This window comes from Cyanobacterium sp. uoEpiScrs1, from assembly GCF_947331815.1.
GTDB lineage: Bacteria > Cyanobacteriota > Cyanobacteriia > Cyanobacteriales > Microcystaceae > Rippkaea.
The window spans coordinates 1,821,444-1,845,844 of the sequence record NZ_OX373462.1 but is presented as its reverse complement, the minus strand read 5'-3'; the positions used below and the strand labels follow the sequence as shown (position 1 = coordinate 1,845,844).

Here is a 24,401-nt window from a genome sequence, read left to right as displayed (position 1 = left end):
ACTAGTTCGAATAAATCCAATACTTGTTTGAACGATTGCAGTTTAGGACTGATAAAACTAATTTCTAGAGTTTAATATTATTTAATATATATTAACGGAGTCTTGTCGTCTATGCTACCGAAATCTCATCAAAAACTTTATCAAAAATTTTTTACTTCTTTAACCAAACTCAGAGCTCAGGTCATGATGAAAGATGTAGACCTAAAGCGATTATCCAATAATTTTCAAATAGTACAAGGAACTTTTCAAGATCAAATTTTGGAGTCAATGACTGGGAACCTAGAGAATTCTGCTACCTATTCTTTACAATCCATCCAGACTGAAATCCATAGAACGTTGCGTTTATTGAGTACCGATTTATTGTTTTTACAGTCCTCCTACAGGCAGAGAACAGAAGAACAACGATTAAAAATCGTACTCGATCACATCGAAAAACTGATAGGTTATTGTCAAATTATTCTAGACTAAGTGATTGGTGGTTTCTAAAAAAAATTATCGGGGAATAAAAACAGTATTTATTCCCCATAATCGATGTTATTTAGTTTTAGATAAAATACGACCAATAGTTCGATTTTCAGGAACAAACGTTTTTTTAGCTACCCGTTTAATATCTTCTGCACTCACTGCTTCAATAGCTGTTAATTGATCAAAAAGATTACGCCAACTTCCAGTTTTTACTTCATATTCAATTAAGGATCGAGCCATACCTAAATTAGAATCGAGAGACCGCACCAATGTTGCCCTAAGTTGGGTTTTTACCCTTTGTAACTCTTTATTGGCAACAAGTTCTTTCTTCAATCGCTCAATTTCTTGCTCCAAGGCCTTACCTACCTGAACAACTGTACTATTAGGGGCAGTCTGAGCATAAAACAACATTAAATTAGGATATTTGTCCCCCGGAAATCCATTAAAACCTTGAGCGACTAAAGCTAATTTTTTCTCTTCAACCAAAGTTTTATAGAGACGTGAGGTACGCCCTGAACTTAACAAGGTTGCAATTACCTCATAGACAGCATGGTCGGGATGGGTAATCGCTGGACGATGATATCCTTCAAGATACCAAGGTTGGGATAGTAACTCTAGAGTAATTTCTTTTGTTTCAGTTTGTCGAGGTTCTACGCTGGCCACTTTAAGCGGTTTAGGCTTAGTCAAATAACGACCAAAATAAACCTGAGCTAATTGTTTAACTTGTTTAGGACTCACGTCCCCTACAATAGCGAAAGTTAAATTGTTAGGTCCATAGTAAGTCTCAAAAAAATGCTGTACATCTTTACGGGTAAGGCTAAGAATATCTTCGTTATAACCAATAACAGGGCGTTTATAAGGATGTTTAGTGAAGGCGACGTCAAGAAATGTTTCTACCATTGTACCAATAGGACTATTTTCAGTTCTGAGGCGGCGTTCTTCTAAAATAACGTCCTGTTCTTTATAAAACTCTCGGAAAACAGGCTCCAGAAATCGCTCCGATTCTAACGACATCCAAAGTTCTAACTTATTCGACGGAAAACTATAAAAATAAGTTGTCCAATCACTTGAAGTCGCTGCGTTTAGCCCAACTCCTCCGGCTGTTTCTACAATTTGACCAAAGGCATTTTGTTTAACATATTGATTAGCTTCTATCTGCACTTTTTGGAATTCTTGAGTTAATCTTTCGACTTCTTGTATTTTTCCCGCATCTTTAGCCGCTTTAATTTGGGACGACAAGGTATCTAATTGATCTAAAAGAGGCTTTTCTGCTGTGTAGTTAATGGTCCCAATGTCTTTAGTGCCTTTAAAGGCTAAATGTTCTAGAAAATGGGCAACCCCTGTTTTGCCATCAGGTTCATCTACGGCTCCCACATCGGCGTAAGTAACAAAAGATACCACAGGTGCTTCATGATTTTCCATGACAATGAATTTCATTCCATTATCAAGTTTAAATTCCGTTATTTGTTTGATCGCTCGATGAAGATAAGGTGTAATCGCTTGGCTAGCCACTAGAGTAGAAGAAGGATTAGGAACTGGTTGAGCAATAACTGGAACACTGCTCCAAAGAAAGAATAATAAGCTGAGAGTTGCAAAAGAATAGCGCATAGGAAGCGATCTAGTTAAAGAGTTTGTTATCATTGATGTCATCGAAAAAAACGACGTCTAGAATCTCCTTTCCAGGATATCGAGATTTAGAAATGATAGCAGGGAATCATATGACAATTAGTCCATCTTTATCAAAGCGAATTATTTGTTACAATGCGAAATCGAGGTAACTTAAAAACACCTTTGTTATCCTCAATATCCAAGTCTTAATACGTCTTAAGAGTGAAATAACAGTACCGTTCAAATATTTGATAGCAATGTCTATATTAAAAAATACTTCTGTTAGATCAAACTCAAATTTTTGTTCTATATTTAGACTATTAGACTTCAATAGAATACCACTTCTATGGTGAATACATTATTGACTTTTCTCTTAAGTTTATGTCTAATTCACATTTTTAGACAGTCTTTCCTGCCAGTATCTAGAATAATCGTTTTGACTACTGTGTACAAGTAAAACTTAAATTTGTATTATTTTTTCTACTTTTTTCAAGTATTTTACAACCCTGAAAAAATTTTTTGGTTTACTGGGTAAGTCTTAGAGAAGCAAGATATAATTTGTTACAAAATAGATTCAAAAAAATTTTATGATGAACAATCCAGTACTTCATGCTTTTTTCTTAGGTCGAGCTCTTGCCGAAGTCCTCAGCGAGAAAATAGAAGAAAATTTTACCAATGCCCTCAGTGAATTGGGCAGATTTGATACAGAACAACGTGAAGAACTGAGAAAATTTATCGAAGAGGTACAAGCAAGAGCCAAAATCAGTGTTGCCTCAGAAGACCCTGTTAATACTACTCCTAGTGAAAGTTCTCCCATTGATCTACAAGAGACTATAGACAACTTACGTGCTGAAATTGCCCGTCTTAAAGCAGAATTAAAAATTTATCGCGATCAAAAAACGTAATTATTCTTTTACTACTCTCATTGTCCTCCCCTTATTAACCCACGTTACCCTAAGCACTAAAAATCGAGTGTCTCTTCTACCCTTTAATGTCAACCATTTCTATTCCAGAAAAACTACTGTAGTTTCTAATCATGTTCCCAAATTAGAAAATGCAAATTACCGTTGGAATTATGGAAAATATTCTATTAATCGTCGTCGTCTGGATATTTGGTGTTTTGTGCTGATCTTATTTACCAAATTTTGGCTCAACGGAAAAAAATGGAGCTATCGAGGAGGCTATAGCGAAGAAAAAAGGGCTGCCCGGCGACAAAAAGATGCAGTGTGGATTAGAGAAAATTTACTCAATCTTGGACCTACTTTTATTAAAGTAGGTCAATTGTTATCTACCCGCGCCGATTTGTTTCCCATTGAGTATATTGCGGAACTATCGAAACTTCAAGATGAAGTTCCGGCTTTTACCTACGAGCAAGTTGCAGCTATCCTTGAAGAGGATTTTAGTAAGCCCCTTCCCGAACTGTTCCATGATTTTGTTCCAGTTCCTATTGCAGCAGCTAGTTTAGGTCAAGTTCATAAAGCTCGACTCCATTCAGGGGAAGACGTTGTAGTAAAGGTGCAACGGCCAGGGTTAAAACAACTGTTTACTATTGATCTGGTGATTCTTAAACACATCGCCCATTATTTTCAAAACCATCCTCATTGGGGTAAAGGACGAGACTGGTCCGGTATATATGAAGAATGCTGCCGTATTCTCTGGTTGGAAATTAACTACCTGAACGAGGGACAAAATGCCGATACCTTTCGTCGTAATTTTCGAGATGAAGATTGGGTTAAAGTGCCCCGAGTATACTGGCGTTACACCTCTCCTCGCATTTTAACTCTTGAATATCTACCTGGGATTAAAATTAGTCATTATAAAGCACTTGAAGCAGCCGGGTTAAACCGTAAAATCTTAGCCAAACTAGGAGCGAAAGCTTATTTGTCCCAATTGCTTAATAGTGGGTTTTTCCATGCAGATCCTCATCCAGGAAATATTGCTGTGAATACAGATGGAGACTTGATTTTTTATGATTTTGGCATGATGGGACGTATCAACGTCAATATTCGTGAAAAGTTAATAGATATCTTATTTGGTATCATTCAAAAAGATGCTGCTATAGTGGTCTCGTCTTTAGTAGCTCTTGATATCTTAAATCCTGCAGATGATATGGGACCAGTTCGTCGTTCCATTCAATTTATGATCGATAATTTTATGGAAAAACCTTTTGAGGAACAGTCAGTTACTCAAATTAGTGATGATTTGTATGCACTTGCTTATGATAAACCTTTTCGCTTCCCAGCAGTTTTTACCTTTGTTGTACGGGCATTATTAACTATAGAAGGAGTAGGAAAAGGGTTAGATTCAGAATTTAACTTCATGGAGGTGGCACAACCGTTTGCGATAAAACTTATGACTGACATTAATAAAAATACTGAAGTCAACATTATCGATAAATTGGGACAACAAGCGCTTCAAGTAAGCAACACAGCGTTAGGATTACCTCGGCGAATTAACGATACAATGGATAAGTTGGATCGCGGGGATATTCGCATAGGAGTACGATCAGATTCAACTGATCGTCTATTACGTCGGTTAAGTATGATGCAGATGGGGACTAACTATACTATCCTCACCAGTGCTTTAGTCATATCTGCGGTCATTTTATTTGTCGACGGTTCATTTCTTTTGGCAATCATCAGTGCCATAATTGCATTAGTTCCAGCACGGGCTTTATTTCGCTTGCTATTTCGTCTCAATCGTCTAGATCCAATGTTTTAGGTTTTTGTCTATCATTATAGTAAATTATTAGTAGCTAACTCACCAATGATGAATCGTAGCTTCACGGGGTTAACTGATACGGGCATTGTGCGATCAGTTAACCAAGATAATTTCCACATCGACCCTGGAGGTCGGTTTTTTATTGTGGCTGACGGTATGGGAGGTCATGCTGGAGGGGAAGAAGCCAGTTTGATTGCTACTCGGGAGATTCAATCTTATCTTGAGACTCACTGGGATTCTAATACTCCTTCTCATATTCTCCTTGAAGAAGCCTTTTTAAAAGCTAATCAAGGAATTCTTACTGATCAACAAAATTATCCTGAACGGGGAGATATGGGGACAACAGCTTTGGCAGTTATTTTCCGAAATAATCAACCTTGGTATGCATATATTGGAGATTCTCGTCTTTATCGCTTCCGTGACACTGATCTTGAGCAAATTACAGAGGATCATACTTGGGTGGCACGGGCGTTGAAAATGGGGGATATTACCCGAGAACAAGCGACAACTCATCCTTGGCGACATGTTCTATTCCAATGTTTAGGGCGTAAGGATATTAATACCATTGAGGTTGCCCATCTGGATATTCAACCTGGTGATCGTTTATTGTTATGTAGTGATGGATTAACTGAAGAAGTCTCCGATGAAACCATTCAGCAGCTTTTTGAACAAGAAAAAGCTTGTAAGGTAGTTGCCAATAATCTCATAGAAATGGCTAAAGAGGCTGGAGGATCGGATAATATTACGGTAGTTATTGTTGTTGAAGGAAAAGAAATTCATGATATTGAATAGAATGAGCTTAATAATATGATTAACAAAATAAGCATAGCTAATTAAAACAGACTTAAATTTATATAAATTACTGCTTCATAATTTCACTCTGAAAAGACCAGGGCAGTAATTTTTAATTATTTATGTTATTAGTTATCTAACTTATCCCCTAAAATAGGTATGGGTGCAATCTATCTGTTAATAAGTTGGATGTTTTTGTGATTTATAACGACTCAATATTTTTATAATCTTTGTCTAAACATTGTTCACAGATTATAGTAAATAGCAAACTACATATAAATATTAACAAATTACACACCTATATTCAAGAAGTTAAATTTTAATTTATTTACCCATATTTTTGTAATGCTTTTTATGTAAATACTTAGTATAAGCATTTTAGCTAAAATGTATTAATATTCACAGTTAAATATACTCCTAGTATTTCATTAACTTTTTTTCTAAACTGTTTTCTTGCTTTTTTCTTCAATAAATAAGTATTCACACCATCTTTGAGTAACACAATTATAAACAGTGAATGCAATCACAGTCTCTACAAAATTTTATGTATCAAATCAATAATATTGACGATTTTTACTCTCTTGAGTCTATCGAAATACTAAGTATTTTACTATCCCTATTTTTTTATTAGTCTTCTATTTTATACTTCTTTTAAATGACTTATCTAGTTTTTAGAAAGACTGACATTAACTACTATCTTTAATTAGTTAATGTAAAATATCCTTTGTCATTGGCAGCTAAATTAGTTATCGTTAACTAATTTAGATAAAGTATTCTCAGTTATCTGAATATATACGTTGATTAAGTAATATATCATCATAATTTTTTGATAAAATTTAAGTATAAGATTATTCTAATCTCAAATATTCCACTCCAACTATCTTACTCGTCGTTTCCCCTGTTTAACCGTTAATTGAACTAAGTAAATTAATAAATATTTCCAGACTATCTGACAATGATAATTAAGTAATATAAATAAATATTTGACATGGATTTCTGGACTAGTTTAACAAAGAGAAAGACCCCATATAGGGTCTTTCTCTGAATAAACATCACCGCAATTTCCTTGCATCTCCTATTACTTGATGAGAGATATTTTTATATCTAGCTAAGGATTGAATTAACAAAAACAATATAACATCCAATGATTAAGCAGAACGTATTCCGAGACTTTTTCCATAAATCTTTTTTTGATTAACAGTAAATAGCAGCACCTTAAGACCATTCTGTACAGTTAGCTTTAACTACTGACTCGACCACAACAACCTACTAATTCACTGTCAATCATCTAATAAAATAACTAGTGTAACCATCCCTTTAAGCGACGAGCAACTTGAGGACGACGCAATTTTCGCATGGCTTTACTCTGAATTTGACGAACTCGTTCACGGGAGAGGTTAAACATTCCTCCTACTTCTTCTAAAGTGTGAGGTTGACTAGTGGACAATCCATAGCGTAGAGAGATTACATCTTTTTCCCGTTCAGTAAGGACATCACTTAACACTGCTGATATTTCATTACGCAACATTCCTTCACTCATTTGTTCTTCAGGAAGTTGTAGTTCCTGATCTTCCAATAAGTCCACTAATTCTGTATCTTCTCCTTTTCCAACGCGATGGTTTAACGAAAGAGATTGCCTGCGCAACTGCAGCAACTGACGTAGTTGAGAAGGTGTCATTTCTAACTCTATAGCTAGTTCCTTTTCATTAGGGTTGCGTTGCAAATTTTGTTTCAAAATGCGTTGTGCTTTTTTCAATTTATTAAGTTTTTCAACAATATGAATTGGCAAGCGAATTGTCCGTGCGTCATTTGCAATAGTACGAGTAATGGCTTGACGAATCCACCAATAGGCATAGGTAGAAAACTTATAGCCTTTATTCGGATCAAATTTTTCAGCTGCCCGATTTAAACCAATAGCTCCTTCTTGAATTAAATCTAGAAAGGGAACCCCCCGATTTAGGTACCGTTTTGCAATTGAAACAACTAACCTTAAATTCGAGCGAATCATTTTTCGTTTGGCAGTACGTCCTCGATAAAGACGACTTTCAAACTGCCGTTGGATATCAAATCCCATTGCTTCGGCTAACTCCCCTTTTGTCGGAAAACGCTGCAATTCTTCTTTTAGTTGCTGACGTTGTTCTTCTGTTTTTACTAAAAATTGAACATTTTTAGCTAATTCAATCTCTTCTTCAGGTTCTAACAAAGGATAACGTGACATTTCCTTAAAAAATGCTCCAACAGTATCATCCGAAACGGCCTTGCGGTATTCATCAGAGTGCTGATTGCTTAATGCATTAGATAATGACGAAAACTCTACTTCAACCGCGTGAAGATCGGCATTAACTTGCTCGATACTATTTGGATCAAAAGTCTCTTGATCTAATGGAGCAGTCAAGGAATGGTCTTGGATCATCTTAGTCATGTTCATAAATAAATGAGAATGGGGGGTAAAAAGATCAATAAAATCGGGAACAATAGAGCTAGGTACAATGTCAAGTGTTTTATGAAGCTGAACTGTAGTTATCGAATGCAATTTGGAGAAAATATTTAATGTTTTATTAAGTAATAACCCCAAATAAACAGCTATCAAAATAAAGAAAAGTTATAGCCTCTCAACAAGGAAATAGAGGGACTAAGTCATTAGTGTTTCCTAGTAGACTACAATTTTGCCTGTGTCAAAATTGTTCTTTTGTGAACGGTCATGTCTACTAAGCTACCAGAATTATTTAAAGTTTTTGTTTGTCTAATTACAAAATAACAAATAAGTTGATGAAGTTTTGTTTTGTTTTATTTTATGGAGAGTAAATCCTCAATTGTCTAAATATATAACATCTTTAACCTAAGTGACAATCAAGGATATCAAGAAAAATGATAATACTGAATTTTTCTGATTTTAAAACAGTTATTTTATGATTTTATAATAAAGTTTTATTACAAAAAAAATTAAATTAACGATAATTAACCTTTAAAAAAAATAATAATGGTATATATTTATACTTTAAATGTATTAGATAAAGTTTTAGTGTAAGTGTAAATAAATTTTTATTAAAATTCTTCTCTGTGTGAGCAAAGATATTTTGATAAATAGGGCACAGTTCACTAGCGAGTGTTATTAGTGACTTCAGCTTTGTTGGTATGCCTTGGGTTCTAAAACAATAAGTCAACTCGTTGATGCAATTCTATTAGGATCACTATAATTTACTTTAAAAAAGTATCAAGGACTATGGACCATCACACAGAAACTTTTATTGCAGCTAAATCACACTCTCACTATGAGGTAAGAGCATCTTCCAAACAATGGGTTGAGGTGATGGTTGATTGTCCAGGGACACAAGGATTATATACATACAGTATTCCTCCTAGATTAAATCTAAAACCAGGAGATATTCTCAATGTCCCCTTTGGTTCTCAAATGATAGGAGGGATTGCTATCCGTCTAGTCACTTCTCTTCCTCATAATCTCGACATACAACGAGTTCGGAATGTTGAAGATGTAATTACAACAGAATTTTTTTCCCCTGGATATTGGAAATTACTTAGTCGAGTTGCCCAGTATTATTGTACGGACTTGATGACGGTAATTCGAGGGGCGTTACCACCAGGATTACTAGGGCGATCACAACGTCGTATTCGTTTAAAATCTAAGGTTTTACCTCCTGAAGCTGAAACTTGTTGTAGTCCAGTAGCTAGAAAAATTTTAAATTTATTGCTGTTGCAAAAATATGGAAACTATAGTAGTCAGTATTTACATAGAGAAGTTAGAGGAGCAAGTCAGGGAATACGAGAATTGAGTCAACAGGGTTTGATTGAAAGTTATCTTGAACCACCTAGGATTAACCAAGCAAAACAACAAAAAGCTGTTACTTTACTAGTAGATGACTTCCCCACAAATTTGACTAAACAACAGTTAGAAGTTTTAAAGGTATTGCATCAGCAAGGTGGAAAATGTTGGTTAACAGAATTAGTTAAACTTTGTAACAGAAGTTCTCAAGTAGTGAAAAATTTAGAAGAAAAAGGATGCGTTACCATTCAATATCAAGAAAAATTAAGGTTATTAGAACAACCTCAAGTAAATAGAGATTACCCTAAATCACTAACTGTATTTCAAACAAAAGCCTTAAATACTATTAAATCTATAGAAGGTTTCGCAGAAATTCTATTACATGGAGTAACAGGTTCAGGAAAAACAGAAGTCTATTTGCAAGCGATTGCCCCTTTATTAGAAAAAAAAAAATCTGCTTTAATTTTAGTTCCCGAAATTGGTTTAACTCCTCAATTAACTGATCGATTTCGATCTCGTTTTGGAAATAAAGTTTATGTATACCACAGTGGTTTATCCAGGGGAGAAAGGTACGATACTTGGCGACAAATGTTGACAGGACAACCTCAAGTTATTATTGGAACTAGATCAGCAATCTTTTCACCCTTACCAAATTTAGGATTAATTATCCTTGATGAAGAACATGATTCTAGTTTTAAACAAACTCAAATTTCACCTACTTATCATGTCCGTAATGTTGCTTTATGGCGGGGAGAAATAGATAACTGTCCAATAATTTTAGGATCAGCTACCCCTTCGTTAGAAACTTGGCTAAAAACAGCAAACACAGATCCAGATAACTCCCTTCCTTTATCTCTCTTCTCATCCCCTAATTTTCACTACCTATCTTTACCGGAAAGAGTTCAATCTCGTCCTTTACCCCCAGTAGAAATTATAGATATGAGACGAGAATTAAAATTAGGAAATCGTTCTATCTTCAGTCGTTCTTTACAGAACGCTTTAGCTGAGTTAGAAAATTCAAAGAAACAGGGCATTCTATTTATCAACCATCGTGGTCATAGCACTTTTGTTTCCTGCCGAAGTTGTGGTTACGTTTTAGAATGTCCCCATTGTGATGTATCTTTGTCTTACCATTATACTCATGAAGGAGCAATGAAACTATTGAGGTGTCATTATTGTAATTATAGTCAAAGTCAACCAAGTAAATGTCCTCAATGTAGTTCTCCTTATTTAAAATTTTTTGGTAGTGGAACCCAAAAAGTAATCCAGGAATTAACCAAACTATTTCCTTCTCTACGTCCTTTACGTTTTGACAGTGATACGACAAGAACGAAAGGTGCTCATCGTAGTTTACTAACTAAATTTTTTCAGGGAAAAGCAGATCTATTAGTAGGAACTCAAATGTTGACTAAAGGGTTAGATTTTCCTCAAATCACACTAGTAGGAGTAGTGACGGCAGATGAACTACTACACTTGTCTGACTATAGAGCAGCAGAACGAGCTTTTCAAACCTTAACTCAAGTGGCAGGAAGAGCAGGAAGAGGAAATGATCCTGGCCGGGTAATTATCCAGACTTATTCTCCGGAACATCCTGTTATAAAATCAGCTAGTTCCCATGATTATCAAAGTTTTGCTGAAACAGAATTACTTCAAAGAGAGGTATTAAATTATCCTCCTTATGGACGATTAATTTTAATTAGATTGAGTGGAACTAATAAAGTAGAAGTTGAACAAACTTCTCAAGTATTAGGAGATATTTGCCGTAAAAAAATAGGAAAAAATTGTGATATTTTAGGTCCTGTACCAGCCAATATTATGCGAATAGCTAAGCGTTATCGTTGGCATATTTTATTGAAATTTGATTATAATACTAAGGTGGTTATTCCAGATTTTAATGATTTAAAAATGGCTTGTCCTCAATCAGTAAATTTAACCATTGATATCGATCCATTAAGAATTGATTAATCAATAAAATATGTAAAATTTTTCTATTATCTCTATATTTATTTGATTAAATCAAGCAATACGATAAATATATGTTTAAAATAACGGCTATTTAAGATAGCTTTTTGCATAAATTTTCATAGGCTACAATGAGAGTAATATATTCAAATACAAAATTATATAATTATATAATCTAAGTAATACCTTGTTAGGCAATCACCTATAAGTTTAATAAAACATTGAATATTTTATAATATCAAGTCTTATTTTCTATTTAATAGATAAAAATATAAAATTATATTGTGACTAAACTTAATAAAAAATAGATACCACTATTACTAATGTTCAATATATCTATTTTAAAAATTAGTATCGCTAGGAGTCAGTCAACAATATTTAATCAATTAATTACTTACCATCTTCTCTCCTTTAGAATAAGTAAATATGAAAGTGTTTTTTAATAATTGTCTATCATACAGATCTCGCATACATCATACAATAATTTAAAAAATTAATCTATTCTAATTTATATAATTTAAGTTTAGCCTCATATAAATAAATACCGTCAAGATACAAATTTTTTATGTAGAAATATTCTATCTGTATTTTTGGTATTAACCTTACTCAATTAAATTGACGATTATTATATTAAATATCTAGATATAATCTATTCTATTAATAATAACTATGTGCTAAAATATTTAAACTATTAAGGTACTATAGAGTAGCACTTTAATAGTTTAAATTAAAGTACAATAAACAACTATTAATATATGAGTAAATCAACTAAAGACTTGATGACTAAATTCTAAGTAAAAATAAGAATAAATTAATCTATTTTAGATCTTAGTTAGGTTACTATAACTGACAATAAAACCTAGTTTACTATTTGATATTAGAGAATGAAAATAGAGTTAACCGTAATGAAAACAAGTGATCGCCTTGATCTTTGGTTGTCTCAAAATTTAAAAGATGTTTCCCGATCACATCTTCAAAAGCTCATTAAACAAGGGAACGTTCAAATTAACCGTCAAATTTGTACCAATAAGAAAACTAAGGTTCGTTCAGGAGATCATCTTCTTATCTCTTTTCCTCCTCCTCGACAGTTGGATCTGAAACCAGAACCTATTCCTCTTGATATTCTTTACGAAGATGACTCTCTCATCATTATCAATAAACCTGCAGGCTTAGTAGTTCACCCTGCTCCTGGCCATTCCACTAATACAATAGTCCATGGACTATTGTACCATTTTCCTAAATTAGCAGGAATTGCAGGAGTACAACGACCAGGGATTGTTCATCGTCTTGACAAGGATACAACAGGAGCTTTAATGGTAGCAAAAACTGATCATGCTCACCAGCACCTACAAAGTCAGTTGAAAACAAAAACAGCGAGACGAGAGTATTTAGGTATAGTTTACGGTATTCCTCATTTTAAGGAACAGGGGAGTAGTCTTACTCACAACCAGGAGAACAATGGTACAATCAATTTGCCAATTGGCCGTCATAGGGTCGACCGCAAAAAAATGGCAGTAGTCCCCGTGGAAAAGGGGGGACGTGAGGCGGTAACTCATTGGGAAATATTGGAAAGGCTAGGGAACTATACTCTCGTTAAATTTCGCCTGGAAACTGGACGCACTCATCAGATAAGGGTTCATAGTAGTTATATTGGTCATCCTATTGTAGGCGATCCACTATATTCTTTTAAAGGATCAGTCGGAGTAAATTTAACGGGTCAGGTTTTACACGCTCACAAGTTAAGTTTAGAACATCCAGTGACAGGAAAACCAATCGAAGTAATTGCTCCTCTTCAAGAAGCTTTTACTAAACTTTTATCTATATTGCGTAAACGATGTTAGAAAAATCAACAAGGAGTTGATTTTCTAAGTAGGATTTGTCTACACTCTAACTGTCTGGCTTAAAACAGAAAATGCATACTTTTTTTAATTATTTTATGGTATCTACTTTTGATAAAATGATATGCTTGTGATGATGTAAACAAAAACTTGTATAGAGCTGATACTTAGTTCTTTTAGACCTAAACTTTTAATTCAATTAAGTTTAACAAATAAAAATATTAATTCGGATTTACTGTAAAATAATATCTTTAATTCGTTATTTGTATATAGGATCTCATCAATTATTTTACCATACAATTTATGGAAACTGCCGTAATTTTAAAGTAATAAGTTAACTATTATGCAGTTATTGTAGGATAAAATGTATTAACTTACGGAAACTATAATGTCTCATGTTAAGAAACTGATACAAAATTGATTTTTAAAACTATTTATTGAGATTTATCAGACTTTTATTTTAAAGAATTATTATTCTGTTCTTATTGTCTAAAGTTGCTTCAAAGATTATCTAGTAATTCTATTTAACCATTTATATAATTTTATTTTAGTCAAGCTAAAAAGTCTGTATACTAGATATTTAGTTATTTTCGAGTTTAATATTATTTCGTTAAAAAAACAATTAAAAATGGTATTAACTTAATAGTAAGTTAATTTTCTTATAACTGAAACTATTATTGATTGTGTAAAAAAAATATTGAAATACTATTATGTTAGAACAGCATCTGTACGGGGGTAAATTAGGTACACTATTCTCCAAAAATACGACTTAGCCACATTAGTTACTAAAGATATTAAGTAGCTGCAAAAATACTTAATATCTTTAGTAAGTGATTAAGCTCTCTCTCTAACGAGACTAAAGTTTTAAATATAAACTTTCGAGTCGGCAAGTACGCGTAACATATAGAATTTGAATTCTAAAACTAGATATAGAAAGTTTTTTAAAAGCATAGAAGTTAAAAATTTACAAAGAATACCGTTTTGGTCAACAAATGAACAGCACACTGAAACAAGGATATAAATTTAAAGTAACCCTAGTCAATAGGGAAAACAAATATTATGAGTATTGCTACAGTAAACCCAACAACAGGCAAAATTTTAAAGACTTTTGAACCACTAACAGACTCAGAAATTGAGACCAAGCTTGCCCTGGCAGATAAAACTTTTAAAAAATATCGTAAAACGACAATGGCACAACGAAGTCGATGGTTAAACAATACTGCCGACATTTTAGAGGAAGACTATTGCAAATTTGCTAAGCTGATAACCTTGGAAATGGGAAAACCTATTAAAGAGGCAATGGACGAAATCAAAAAATGTGCTCTTGTTTGCCGTTTTTATGCCGAAAATGCTTCTGAATTTCTTAAGGATATTCCAGTAGTCACTGAGGCCAATCGCAGTTTTATTCGCTATCAACCTTTGGGAATAATTTTAGCTGTCATGCCATGGAATTTTCCATTTTGGCAAGTTTTTCGTTTTGCAGCCCCCACTTTAATGGCTGGGAATGTATGTATTCTTAAACATGCTTCTAATGTCCCTCAATGCGCTCTAGCCATTGAAATAATTTTTAACTCTGCTAAATTGCCGGAAGGGGCATTTCAAACTTTCTTAATAAGTGCCCCGCAGGTTGAGGCCGTAATGACTGATAAGCGCATAAAAGCAGGAACCTTAACTGGGAGTGAACCGGCTGGGATTAGTTTTTTATCTACAGCGGGAAAAAATATAAAAAAAACGGTCTTAGAATTAGGAGGGAGTGACCCTTTCATCATCTTAGATAGTGCCAATATTGAAGCTGCTGCTACTACTGCCGTTACTGCCCGAATGCATAATAATGGGCAATCTTGTATTGCCGCAAAACGGTTTATCTTAGTCAAATCAGTCGCTGAACGTTTCGAGCGACTTTTAGTAAAAAAATTTCAAACTCTGAAAATGGGTGATCCCATGTTAGAAGAGATAGATATTGGACCCTTGGCTACGCCTAAAATTCTTCAAGATATTGATAAACAAGTTCAAGAAACTGTAACCAAAGGGGCTAAAATCTTAGTCGGTGGTCAACCTGACCGTGATCGTGTTGGAAATTTCTATCCTCCAACTATCTTAAAAAATATTCCTGTAGATTCTCCTGGTTATAGTGATGAATTCTTTGGTCCTGTTGCATTACTCTTTCAGGTTGCAGATCTCGATGAAGCTATTGAATTAGCTAATAGTACCACCTTTGGGTTAGGAGCTAGCGGTTGGACTAATAATCCTATGGAACAAGAACAATTGGTGGAAGAGCTTGAAGCTGGATGCGTCTTTATCAATGGGCTAGTCAAATCTGATCCTCGCTTACCGTTTGGCGGGATCAAGAGATCAGGTTACGGACGAGAATTAGGTATTCAAGGCATTCAAGAATTTGTCAACGTAAAAACTATTTGGATCAAGTGATTAATGTTGCCATACTGAGCAGATTATATTCAAGTATTTTTGGTTAGTTTGGATAAATATTTCACAATTAAAAGTCCGAAGGAAGTTACTAAAATACGTCTTCCCTTCGGTAAAGATTGTCTAGAGATCAGTACAGACTAAAATGATTTATCAATCTTAGGGATAGTAATTATGGGGGCGCCAACAACAGCTGAATTACTAGTTGAATGTCTAGAAAATGAAGGAGTGGAGTACATCTTCGGACTTCCTGGAGAAGAAAATCTCCATGTCCTTGAGGCATTAAAGCATTCTTCTATCAAATTTATCACTACTCGTCATGAACAAGGGGCAGCTTTTATGGCTGACGTTTATGGGCGACTGACGGGAAATCCAGGAGTATGTTTGTCTACTCTTGGTCCAGGGGCAACTAATTTGATGACAGGAGTAGCTGACGCTAACCTCGATGGTGCGCCATTAGTAGCTATCACAGGACAGGTGGGAACTGATCGCATGCATATTGAATCTCATCAATATCTAGATTTAGTAGCCATGTTTGCTCCAGTAACTAAATGGAACAAGCAAATTGTCCGTCCAAGTATTACCCCTGAAATTACTAGAAAAGCATTTAAAATAGCAAAAAGTGAGAAGCCAGGGGCAGTTCATATTGATTTACCAGAAAATATTGCCGCTATGCCCGCTTTTGGGCATCCTCTTAAACAAGATGAACAAGAAAAAACGTACGCTTCCTATCGTAGTTTAAATGCAGCGGCTATGGCCATTTCAAAGGCAAAAAACCCCCTGATCTTGGTAGGTAATGGAACCATTCGCGCTCAAGCCAGTGAAGCATTAACAAAATTTGCCACTACCTTGAATATTCCAGTAGTCAATACTTTTATGGGCAAAGGGATAGTGCCTTACACTCATCCTTTAGCTTTATGGACTTTGGGATTACAGCAACGGGATTTGATTAGCTATGCCTTCGAAAAATGTAGTTTAGTGATCGCAGTAGGGTACGATTTAATTGAATATTCTCCTAAAAAATGGAATCCTGAGGGAACAACACCTATTATTCATATAGGCATGGAAGCGGCTGAAATTGATAGTAGTTATATTCCTTTAGTAGAAGTAGTTGGTGACATTTCTGATTCCTTGATAGATATACTGAAAAGAGCTGATCGCCAGGGACAATTAACAGAGGTTGTGACAAGTTTAAGAAAAGAAATTGTCGCTGATTATAAACAATACGCCCATGATAAAGAGTATCCTATTAAACCCCAAAAGATTATTTATGATTTACGTCAGGTAATGGGTCCAGAAGACATTGTGATTTCTGATGTAGGAGCGCATAAAATGTGGATCGCTCGTCATTATCATTGTGATACTCCCAATACCTGTCTGATATCTAACGGGTTTGCTGCCATGGGAATTGCTATTCCAGGAGCGATAGCTGCTAAGTTGGTTCACCCTGATAAGAAGGTGGTAGCCGTCACAGGAGATGGCGGGTTTATGATGAATTGTCAGGAATTAGAAACTGCTTTACGGGTCGGAACCTCTTTTGTTACTTTGATTTTTAACGACAATGGTTATGGGTTGATTGAATGGAAACAACTTAATCAGTTCGGAGAATCAGCATTTATTAGATTTAGCAATCCTGACTTTGTTAAATTTGCTGAAAGTATGGGATTAAAAGGATATCGAGTTGAGTCAGCTGCGGACCTAATTCCTACTTTAAAGACTGCTTTAGAACAAGACGTTCCCGCAGTTATTGATTGCCCCGTTGATTATGGCGAAAATATCCGTTTTTCCAAAAAGTCAGGAAATTTAAAATGTAGACTAAGCATAGCTAACCCAAAAGTAAATTGAAAAATGCAATCTTGCTAGTTTACGCCCCGAGCCATTGTCATAAAATAACCACAAAATAGTGGGTTGAATAAGAATACTTTTATTCTTTAAGTTGGATATTTAGTTATCTTAAACTTTGCATTTTCTTTGTTAACGATAAAAAAGTAATTCAATTTACTCATCAGGAAATCTTCCATACCATCGAACTGCTAGCCTAACTTATAGATTCTATTTCCAGTCTGATTTTATTTTAAACATTAGAGAAATCCAGAATAGATTCAAGAAGGAAAAGGAAAAAGTCCACTATTGGAACTCAACCCTATCGAAGTTTATAGATGTTCTTAAAAATGTCTAAGCTATATAGACTGGTATTCAAAAAAGATTAAATGACAGACAAACTCTTTCTATCTACTGATTAAGCAATGTAAGGGAATTCTTTTAACTTATGTGGGAAGGACTTATCTTTCTATCAGAATTAGAAGACCAAAGGACTAAATTAGCTTGTTTTTTGAAGCTACCTCGAGGGCTTATAATGATTGCCAACCATAATATTAGAGAATCAAAATGAAAAAATTACTACAGCGTTGGTCAACTATCTTGGCTTGTTTAATTTTAGTTAGCGGTTTGTTTTTAACAGGATGTTCCAGTCCATCAGCGACTTCTTCTGATGCCAATACTAGTGAAAACTCGATTCAATCAATACTGAATGATCAAGATAATCAATTAGATATGGACAACTATGTTCCCAGACTTGAGGGCAAAGCAATAGTAGAAATGATCATCAAAGGCTCCCCTGTCACGATTGAAGTCAATGGAGAAGATGCTCCCGTCACAGCTGGAAATTTTATTGATTTAGTTGACCGTGGCTTTTACAATGGATTGACTTTCCATAGAGTAGTTAAAGATCCTCAACCTTTTGTAGCCCAGGGGGGGGATCCCCAAGGAACTGGAACTGGGAGTTTTGTTGATCCTGATAGCAAGAAAACTCGTTATGTTCCCCTTGAAATTAAGTTAGATGGGGACGAAAAACCTATCTATGGTAGAGCTTTAGGTCGACAAGGGGCTTCTGTAAAAAAAACAGTAGTTCTGCCCCATACCCGTGGCGCAGTGGCTATGGCTCGTTCCCAAATGCCTGATAGTGCTTCTTCCCAATTCTATTTTGCTCTGTCAGACTTAGCTTTTCTCGATGGAGACTATGCTGTGTTTGCTTATGTAACTCAAGGAATGGATACCATTGATAATATTGAACAGGGCGATCATATTGACTCAGCTAAAGTTATTTTTGGTTTAGAAAATCTAAAACTATAACTCATAGATATTTAATACTAAAATAGTAATCTAGATGACTTATTGATGATAGCTTTAGTGAGACTGGGAGTGATACAGTTCTAAGATTTGAGTCTGTCGGCTTATTCAATAAACTGGATTTACTGAAAGCCTGCGACTATGCTGCTGCTAAGCCGCAGGAATTTTGTGTTTTTGTACATTAACATAATAAAAAACCATAGATAAAAAAGAAAACAGTAAATTTATACAAAAATCAGCATTTGTTAAAATATAAGTGCTGTGCAGATAAAATCTCATATTAATATCACAAAAGTATTTTATAGTGTTGATAACTTATTTAGAGAAAAAGACGGTATTTCATTTCATAAAATATGAATTAACGACTATTAAGGTTATTTTTACTAAGTTGGGATATTAAACTTCTAAAAACTTTATATATCTTATCACCTATTCCATTAAGAGAAAATCTTTCCTAATTTAATTTATTAAAATTTTTCCGCAGATTTATACCCTAGATAATCATCTTGATATATTTTTTATAAATCTATAAAAAATATATCAAGTAAATAAATTTTGTTTATTAAATTTTTCTACTTTAATAGACTGATTTTCATTAAATAGTATTAACAAATGAAGTATATATTAGCTATAAAGTTAAATTTATGTCATTAGATAAGATATTTTTATTCAAAATAGGTAGTTAAATACTGAATATATTTTCTTTGATTTTTATAGAAACTATATAAATAACGACTTAAAACAATTAATTACTGTTAATAACATACAAAATAAAAGTAAACAAATCCAATTAATTCTTAGTTTATAGGTATTATTTAATGGAAGTAGTTAATAATAAACTAAAAATATTTAATATATATCAAAAACAATCAAGTGTTTAGAATGGATCGATCAACTTTTTTCTTGACTAACTGCTTATATTTATATGTCCGATAAATATTCTCTTGATTTAGAAGAACAAAATAAGCTAACCTTCCTCCTAATATTAATAGTTAAATTTATTATGTTTAAACTTATTATGTTAATAATAACAATCATTTTTTTAAAATTATTTAACTAATTTTATCTATATTCTTATTCTGAAAGAACAGATTAAATATACAATCAAAGGCAATAACTTCTATCTCAAAATCATATTATATGCTTTCAAAAATTGAATCTCAAGTCGATGTAGTTAATGAGATCTTTAACCTTAAAGATCCTCAATATTATTTCAACCGAGAATTAAGCTGGTTAGAATTCAACTATCGAGTCTTACACGAAGCATTAGATGAAAGAACTCCACTTCTGGAACGCCTCAAATTTACTGCAATTTTTAGCTCTAACCTCGATGAATTCTTTATGGTTCGCGTGGCAGGATTAAAACAGCAAGTAGCTGCTAATGTAAGTAAACTAACTCCTGATGGTCGTACCCCTTCTCAACAGTTAATTGATATTAGCAATCGCCTTCGTTCTCTAGTAAAACAGCAGGATCATCTATTTGAATATATACTTAAAAATCTTTTAATTTCTAAAGGAATTTACTTAATTAATTATGTCGATCTTGATCAAGAACAACGTAGTTATCTTCATCAATATTTTAACAATTATATTTTTCCGGTATTAACACCATTAGCAGTTGATCCAAGTCATCCTTTCCCTTATATTTCCAACCTAAGCTTAAACCTAGCGGTTGTAGTTCGTGAGCCTAACATCGCAACAGAACACTTTGCAAGGGTTAAAGTTCCTCAAGTTCTACCCCGTTTTGTCGCACTGCCCAAAGAATTACGCCATCAAGAAGATGATCAAATTGCCACTTGGACAGGAGTACCTCTTGAACAAGTGATCGCCCATAATTTGGAGGCTTTGTTTCCAGGAATGATTGTGCAAGAATGTCATCCCTTTCGTGTAACCCGCAATGCGGATTTATCGGTAGAAGAGGATGAAGCTGATGATCTCCTATTAGCCATAGAACAGGAACTCCGCAAACGTCATGTAGGTAAATCGGCAGTTCGTTTAGAAATTCACTCTTCTACGCCCAGTAACATTCGGGAAAGACTGATGACAGATTTAATTTTGGATGAGATTGATGTTTACCATATTGACGGGTTGTTAAGTCTCAAAGACTTATTTTATTTTATGTTTATTCCCCGTTCTGATCTTAAAGATGAACCTTGGAGTGCAGTCATTCCTAATCCTTTACAACGAATCAAACAAGTTGTTAGTAACAATGAAAATAGCATAATTCAACAGGAAGGAGAAAATATTTTTTCTCTAATTCGCAATTCCGATTTGTTAGTTCATCACCCCTATGATTCTTTTAGTGCTTCTGTTGAAGAATTTATTACCCAAGCTGCTTATGACCCTAATGTTTTAACAATTAAAATAACTCTGTATCGTACTTCCGGAGATTCTCCTATTGTCAATGCCTTAATGGCGGCAGCAGAGAATGGTAAGCAAGTGGCAGCCTTGGTGGAATTAAAAGCGAGATTTGATGAAGAAAATAATATTCTTTGGGCTCGGCGTTTAGAACAATCTGGAGTTCATGTTGTTTATGGGTTGGCGGGACTCAAAACTCATACTAAGGTAGTCTTAGTAGTGCGACAAGAGGATAATAGAATCCGGCGTTACGTCCATATTGGAACAGGAAACTATAACTCTAAAACAGCCAAATTGTATACTGATCTAGGTTTATTAAGTTGTCGGGAAGAATTAGGAGCTGATTTAACAGATTTATTTAATTTTCTTACAGGATATTCTCGTCAGAAATATTACCGAAAACTGTTAGTTGCTCCCGTTAATATGCGTGATCGTGTGATAGAGATGATTTATCGCGAAGCGGAAAATTGTAAAAATGGAGAGAGTAGTCGTATTGTAGCTAAAATGAACGCCTTAGTTGATCCCCAGATGATTAAAACTCTCTATGAAGCTTCTCAAGCAGGAGTTAAGATTGACTTGATTATACGGGGAATTTGTTGCTTACGTCCAGGGATTAAAGGAATAAGTGAAAATATTAATGTTATTAGCATTGTAGGTCGATTTTTAGAACATTCACGAATTTTTTATTTTCAAAATAGTGGAAAAGAAAAAATTTATATTGGGAGTGCTGACTGGATGACTCGTAATCTTTCTCGTCGGGTTGAAGCTGTAACTCCTATCGAGGAGCCATCAATTATGCAGGAGTTACAAGAAATTTTAGGGATTATGCTAGCTGATAATCGTCAAGCTTGGGAGTTACAGCCTGATGGTAGTTATGTTCAAAGACACCCTGGAAAAAATTGTCGAGAACAAAGTGCTCACAGTATTTTTATGAAAATGGCATTAGACAGTCAACAGTTGATATAAACAATAATTGAATATAAAAGTTAATATTTACTGTCTTTTGTCCCAAGATATAAATCCTCCAATTAAGTAAAAATACAAACTAGTTAATGAAGTACAAAAAAGGCCGTAGATAGTCTGTTAGCCAGTCAAAAATCAAACTATTAATTGCTCCCGAAGCTCTTTTACCACTAGATTCAACCCAACAGAATTAGAAGCCTTAAAAAGTAAACGATCACCTGGTTTGACAATTTCTTTTAATCGTTCAATGAGCTCGTGATGAGTGGATACACAATCTGTAACTATGCCTAGTGCACCTTGAGTAATTTCCTTTGCCTCAGGATCATTAACTAAGACTAACAAATAATCAACTCCGACTTGTTTTACTGTTCTACCAACTTCATGGTGGAATTTGGCTGATTTTTTTCCTAGTTCTTTCATAGCTCCTAAAATTGCTAAATGTCGTTTTCCAGGAATTTCTTTCAACGAATTTAGAGCCGCTTTCGTAGACTCTAATCCAGCATTATAGGTCTCATCAAGAATAATAATATCGCCTGCTAATTGATATTGCCGAGAACGTCCTTTAGGTAAATGAACTTTAATTCCTTGAGTTAAAGGAGCCCAATCCAAACTTAAACATTTAGCTACAGCTAAAGCTCCTAAATAATTTAAAGCATTATGCTCACCTGGTAACGGCACTGGAAAGTTTATTCCTTCTACCTGCAGAATTTGAGAATCAATTAACTTTCCAATTATATTTCCTCCTTTAAGCCCATAAGTAATGGTTTCTCCTGACCAGATTTCCTTTGCTGTTTGAATTAAAAGAGGATTATCGTGATTGAGAATAGCAATTCCTTCGCGGGGCATGTGAGCTAGTAATTCACACTTAGCTTGAGCGATTGCTTCTCTTGAGCCTAGTCGCCCAATATGGGCTGTTCCTACATTTGTAATCAGTCCAATAGTGGGACTGGCTATTTGAGTGAGTAAAGCAATTTCCCCCAGAGCCCGCATGCCCATTTCAATTACCACATAATTTTGATTGGTTGTTATATCCAATAAAGTTTTAGGAACACCAATTTCATTATTGAAGTTGTTTTGAGTCTTATGTACTTTTCCTTGTGTTGTCAAGACAGCTGCAATTAGTTCTTTTGTAGTCGTTTTACCAACCGAGCCTGTGACAGCTATCACAGGAATGTTAACCTGATTACGCCACCAATGAGCAATTTGCTGATAAGCAACCAAAGTATCTTTTACTTTAAACTGTGGTATTTTCTTATCTAAATTTAGTGATAAATAATGATCTACAATCAGAGCTGCTGCTCCTTTTTCTATTGCATCCTCTGCAAATTTATGTCCATCAAAATTGCTACCTCTTAATGCTAAGAACACTTCTCCTTGTTTAAGGAAGCGGGTATCTGTATTAATTCCTTGAATATTTTTTGAAAAAGTAAAGTCAAAAACTTTATCTAAATTACTTTCAAATAAATCAAAAAGGTTACTGAGAGAAATTTGCAATGACATATGTTTTAATAAAACTATATTAGTGAAATCAACAAAACCATACAATTAATACTCAACAAAAATATTGAGCATTAATTGCATAGTTTTTTTTAGTATAATAGGCTAGGTAAATTTAAATAAATAAGTTGTATTACCTTAATTCTTGTGAGTGGTTAATTGAACATTTTCTTACCTACCCGTTCATCCAATAAAGTAAGTTTAGACAAACCGATGTTTATGCTGGGTAAAAAGCTACTGTCAAATTCTACAATATTGAATATAATATCAATTATTTTTTTGTTTTTTATCGTCATATTTTAATTAACTATTAGTAAATTAAGTTTTAGCTACAAGATTATATTACTTGCTTCCTTACTTTGCTGAAGAATTTATTAAAATTTTATCGTATTTTTATATAATTATCAATTGAATGTACTACAAATATCAATAGATCAAATAAATTTATTAAACCTCAATGATTAGTAAAAACAATTTATTAATTATTAATATTTCTAGATTTACTGTTTATTAGTAATCGATAATAGTATTCAATGTAAAAAAACTATTTTATGAGTTAAGTAATACACAAAAATTCATTTATAAGACTGAGATAGTCAAACTGATAACCTTCTTCAAATTTAGGTCGATGGCAATAACATAGTATTTTATTAAATTCGAAATATTACACTCTCGGTAGGGTACAAGTATCATTTTTAATAACTTTATGTAAAAACAATGAACGGTTATTATACTTGTATCCGCAAATTTTTATACTAAAATTGTCTGTACCTAGATTTTTGAAAGGTTTAAATAGGATTTATATTAGTTCATTCCTCTATAATCTGCATGATAATAATAGTTTATTAAATTTTTTTTCTCTA

13 protein-coding genes are annotated in these 24,401 nt (G+C 34.0%); 10 read left to right on the top strand and 3 right to left on the bottom strand.

Going from position 1 to position 24,401, the window contains the following annotated elements; translation table 11 throughout:
• Positions 1-111 precede the first annotated feature (111 nt).
• Positions 112-468 (top strand): heterocyst frequency control protein PatD, encoded by a 357-nt coding sequence (gene patD, locus OXU93_RS06360; RefSeq protein ID WP_267383339.1) that lies wholly within the window; start codon positions 112-114, stop codon positions 466-468.
• Positions 469-534: 66 nt separating this feature from the next.
• On the opposite strand, the gene OXU93_RS06355 is transcribed toward patD, so the two are convergent.
• Positions 535-2,073: a M16 family metallopeptidase gene (locus OXU93_RS06355; RefSeq protein WP_267383338.1), complete on the bottom strand. Its 1,539-nt coding sequence runs from the start codon at positions 2,071-2,073 to the stop codon at positions 535-537.
• 590 nt (positions 2,074-2,663) lie between these two features.
• Between OXU93_RS06355 and OXU93_RS06350 the strand changes: the two genes are divergently transcribed.
• The 3 genes from OXU93_RS06350 (at position 2,664) to OXU93_RS06340 (ending at position 5,586) form a co-directional block, all read left to right on the top strand.
• Positions 2,664-2,978 carry a DUF6825 family protein gene (locus OXU93_RS06350; protein WP_267384833.1) on the top strand — a complete coding sequence of 105 codons (315 nt, stop codon included), beginning with the start codon at positions 2,664-2,666 and terminating at the stop codon, positions 2,976-2,978.
• 184 nt (positions 2,979-3,162) lie between these two features.
• Positions 3,163-4,794, top strand: a complete 1,632-nt coding sequence (locus tag OXU93_RS06345; RefSeq protein WP_267384832.1) for an ABC1 kinase family protein — start codon at positions 3,163-3,165, stop codon at positions 4,792-4,794.
• A 45-nt stretch (positions 4,795-4,839) separates the two neighbouring features.
• Positions 4,840-5,586 (top strand): Stp1/IreP family PP2C-type Ser/Thr phosphatase, encoded by a 747-nt coding sequence (locus tag OXU93_RS06340; RefSeq protein WP_267383337.1) that lies wholly within the window; start codon positions 4,840-4,842, stop codon positions 5,584-5,586.
• Between the two features lie 1,300 nt (positions 5,587-6,886).
• Here the strand turns inward: OXU93_RS06340 and OXU93_RS06335 are convergent.
• Complete coding sequence (locus tag OXU93_RS06335; RefSeq protein WP_267383335.1) at positions 6,887-8,014, bottom strand: RNA polymerase sigma factor, RpoD/SigA family; 1,128 nt, start codon at positions 8,012-8,014, stop codon at positions 6,887-6,889.
• A 795-nt stretch (positions 8,015-8,809) separates the two neighbouring features.
• On the opposite strand from OXU93_RS06335, the gene priA reads away from it, so the two are divergent.
• The 6 genes from priA to ppk1 all read left to right on the top strand — a co-directional run bounded on the left by priA (position 8,810) and on the right by ppk1 (position 22,044).
• Positions 8,810-11,332 (top strand): primosomal protein N', encoded by a 2,523-nt coding sequence (gene priA, locus OXU93_RS06330; RefSeq protein WP_267383334.1) that lies wholly within the window; start codon positions 8,810-8,812, stop codon positions 11,330-11,332.
• 881 nt (positions 11,333-12,213) lie between these two features.
• Complete coding sequence (locus OXU93_RS06325; protein WP_267383332.1) at positions 12,214-13,170, top strand: RluA family pseudouridine synthase; 957 nt, start codon at positions 12,214-12,216, stop codon at positions 13,168-13,170.
• Positions 13,171-14,226: 1,056 nt separating this feature from the next.
• Positions 14,227-15,594, top strand: a complete 1,368-nt coding sequence (locus tag OXU93_RS06320) for an NAD-dependent succinate-semialdehyde dehydrogenase (protein ID WP_267383330.1) — start codon at positions 14,227-14,229, stop codon at positions 15,592-15,594.
• Between the two features lie 171 nt (positions 15,595-15,765).
• Positions 15,766-17,436 (top strand): acetolactate synthase large subunit, encoded by a 1,671-nt coding sequence (locus tag OXU93_RS06315; RefSeq protein ID WP_267383329.1) that lies wholly within the window; start codon positions 15,766-15,768, stop codon positions 17,434-17,436.
• A 543-nt stretch (positions 17,437-17,979) separates the two neighbouring features.
• A complete protein-coding gene (locus OXU93_RS06310) occupies positions 17,980-18,723 on the top strand; it encodes a peptidylprolyl isomerase (RefSeq protein ID WP_267383328.1) in 744 nt (247 codons plus the stop codon).
• A gap of 1,137 nt (positions 18,724-19,860) precedes the next feature.
• Complete coding sequence (ppk1, locus tag OXU93_RS06305) at positions 19,861-22,044, top strand: polyphosphate kinase 1 (protein ID WP_267383327.1); 2,184 nt, start codon at positions 19,861-19,863, stop codon at positions 22,042-22,044.
• Positions 22,045-22,176: 132 nt separating this feature from the next.
• On the opposite strand, the gene OXU93_RS06300 is transcribed toward ppk1, so the two are convergent.
• The gene (locus OXU93_RS06300) at positions 22,177-23,541 is read right to left on the bottom strand and encodes a UDP-N-acetylmuramoyl-tripeptide--D-alanyl-D-alanine ligase (RefSeq protein ID WP_267383325.1); all 1,365 of its coding nucleotides are present in this window, start codon (positions 23,539-23,541) and stop codon (positions 22,177-22,179) included.
• Positions 23,542-24,401 lie beyond the last annotated feature (860 nt).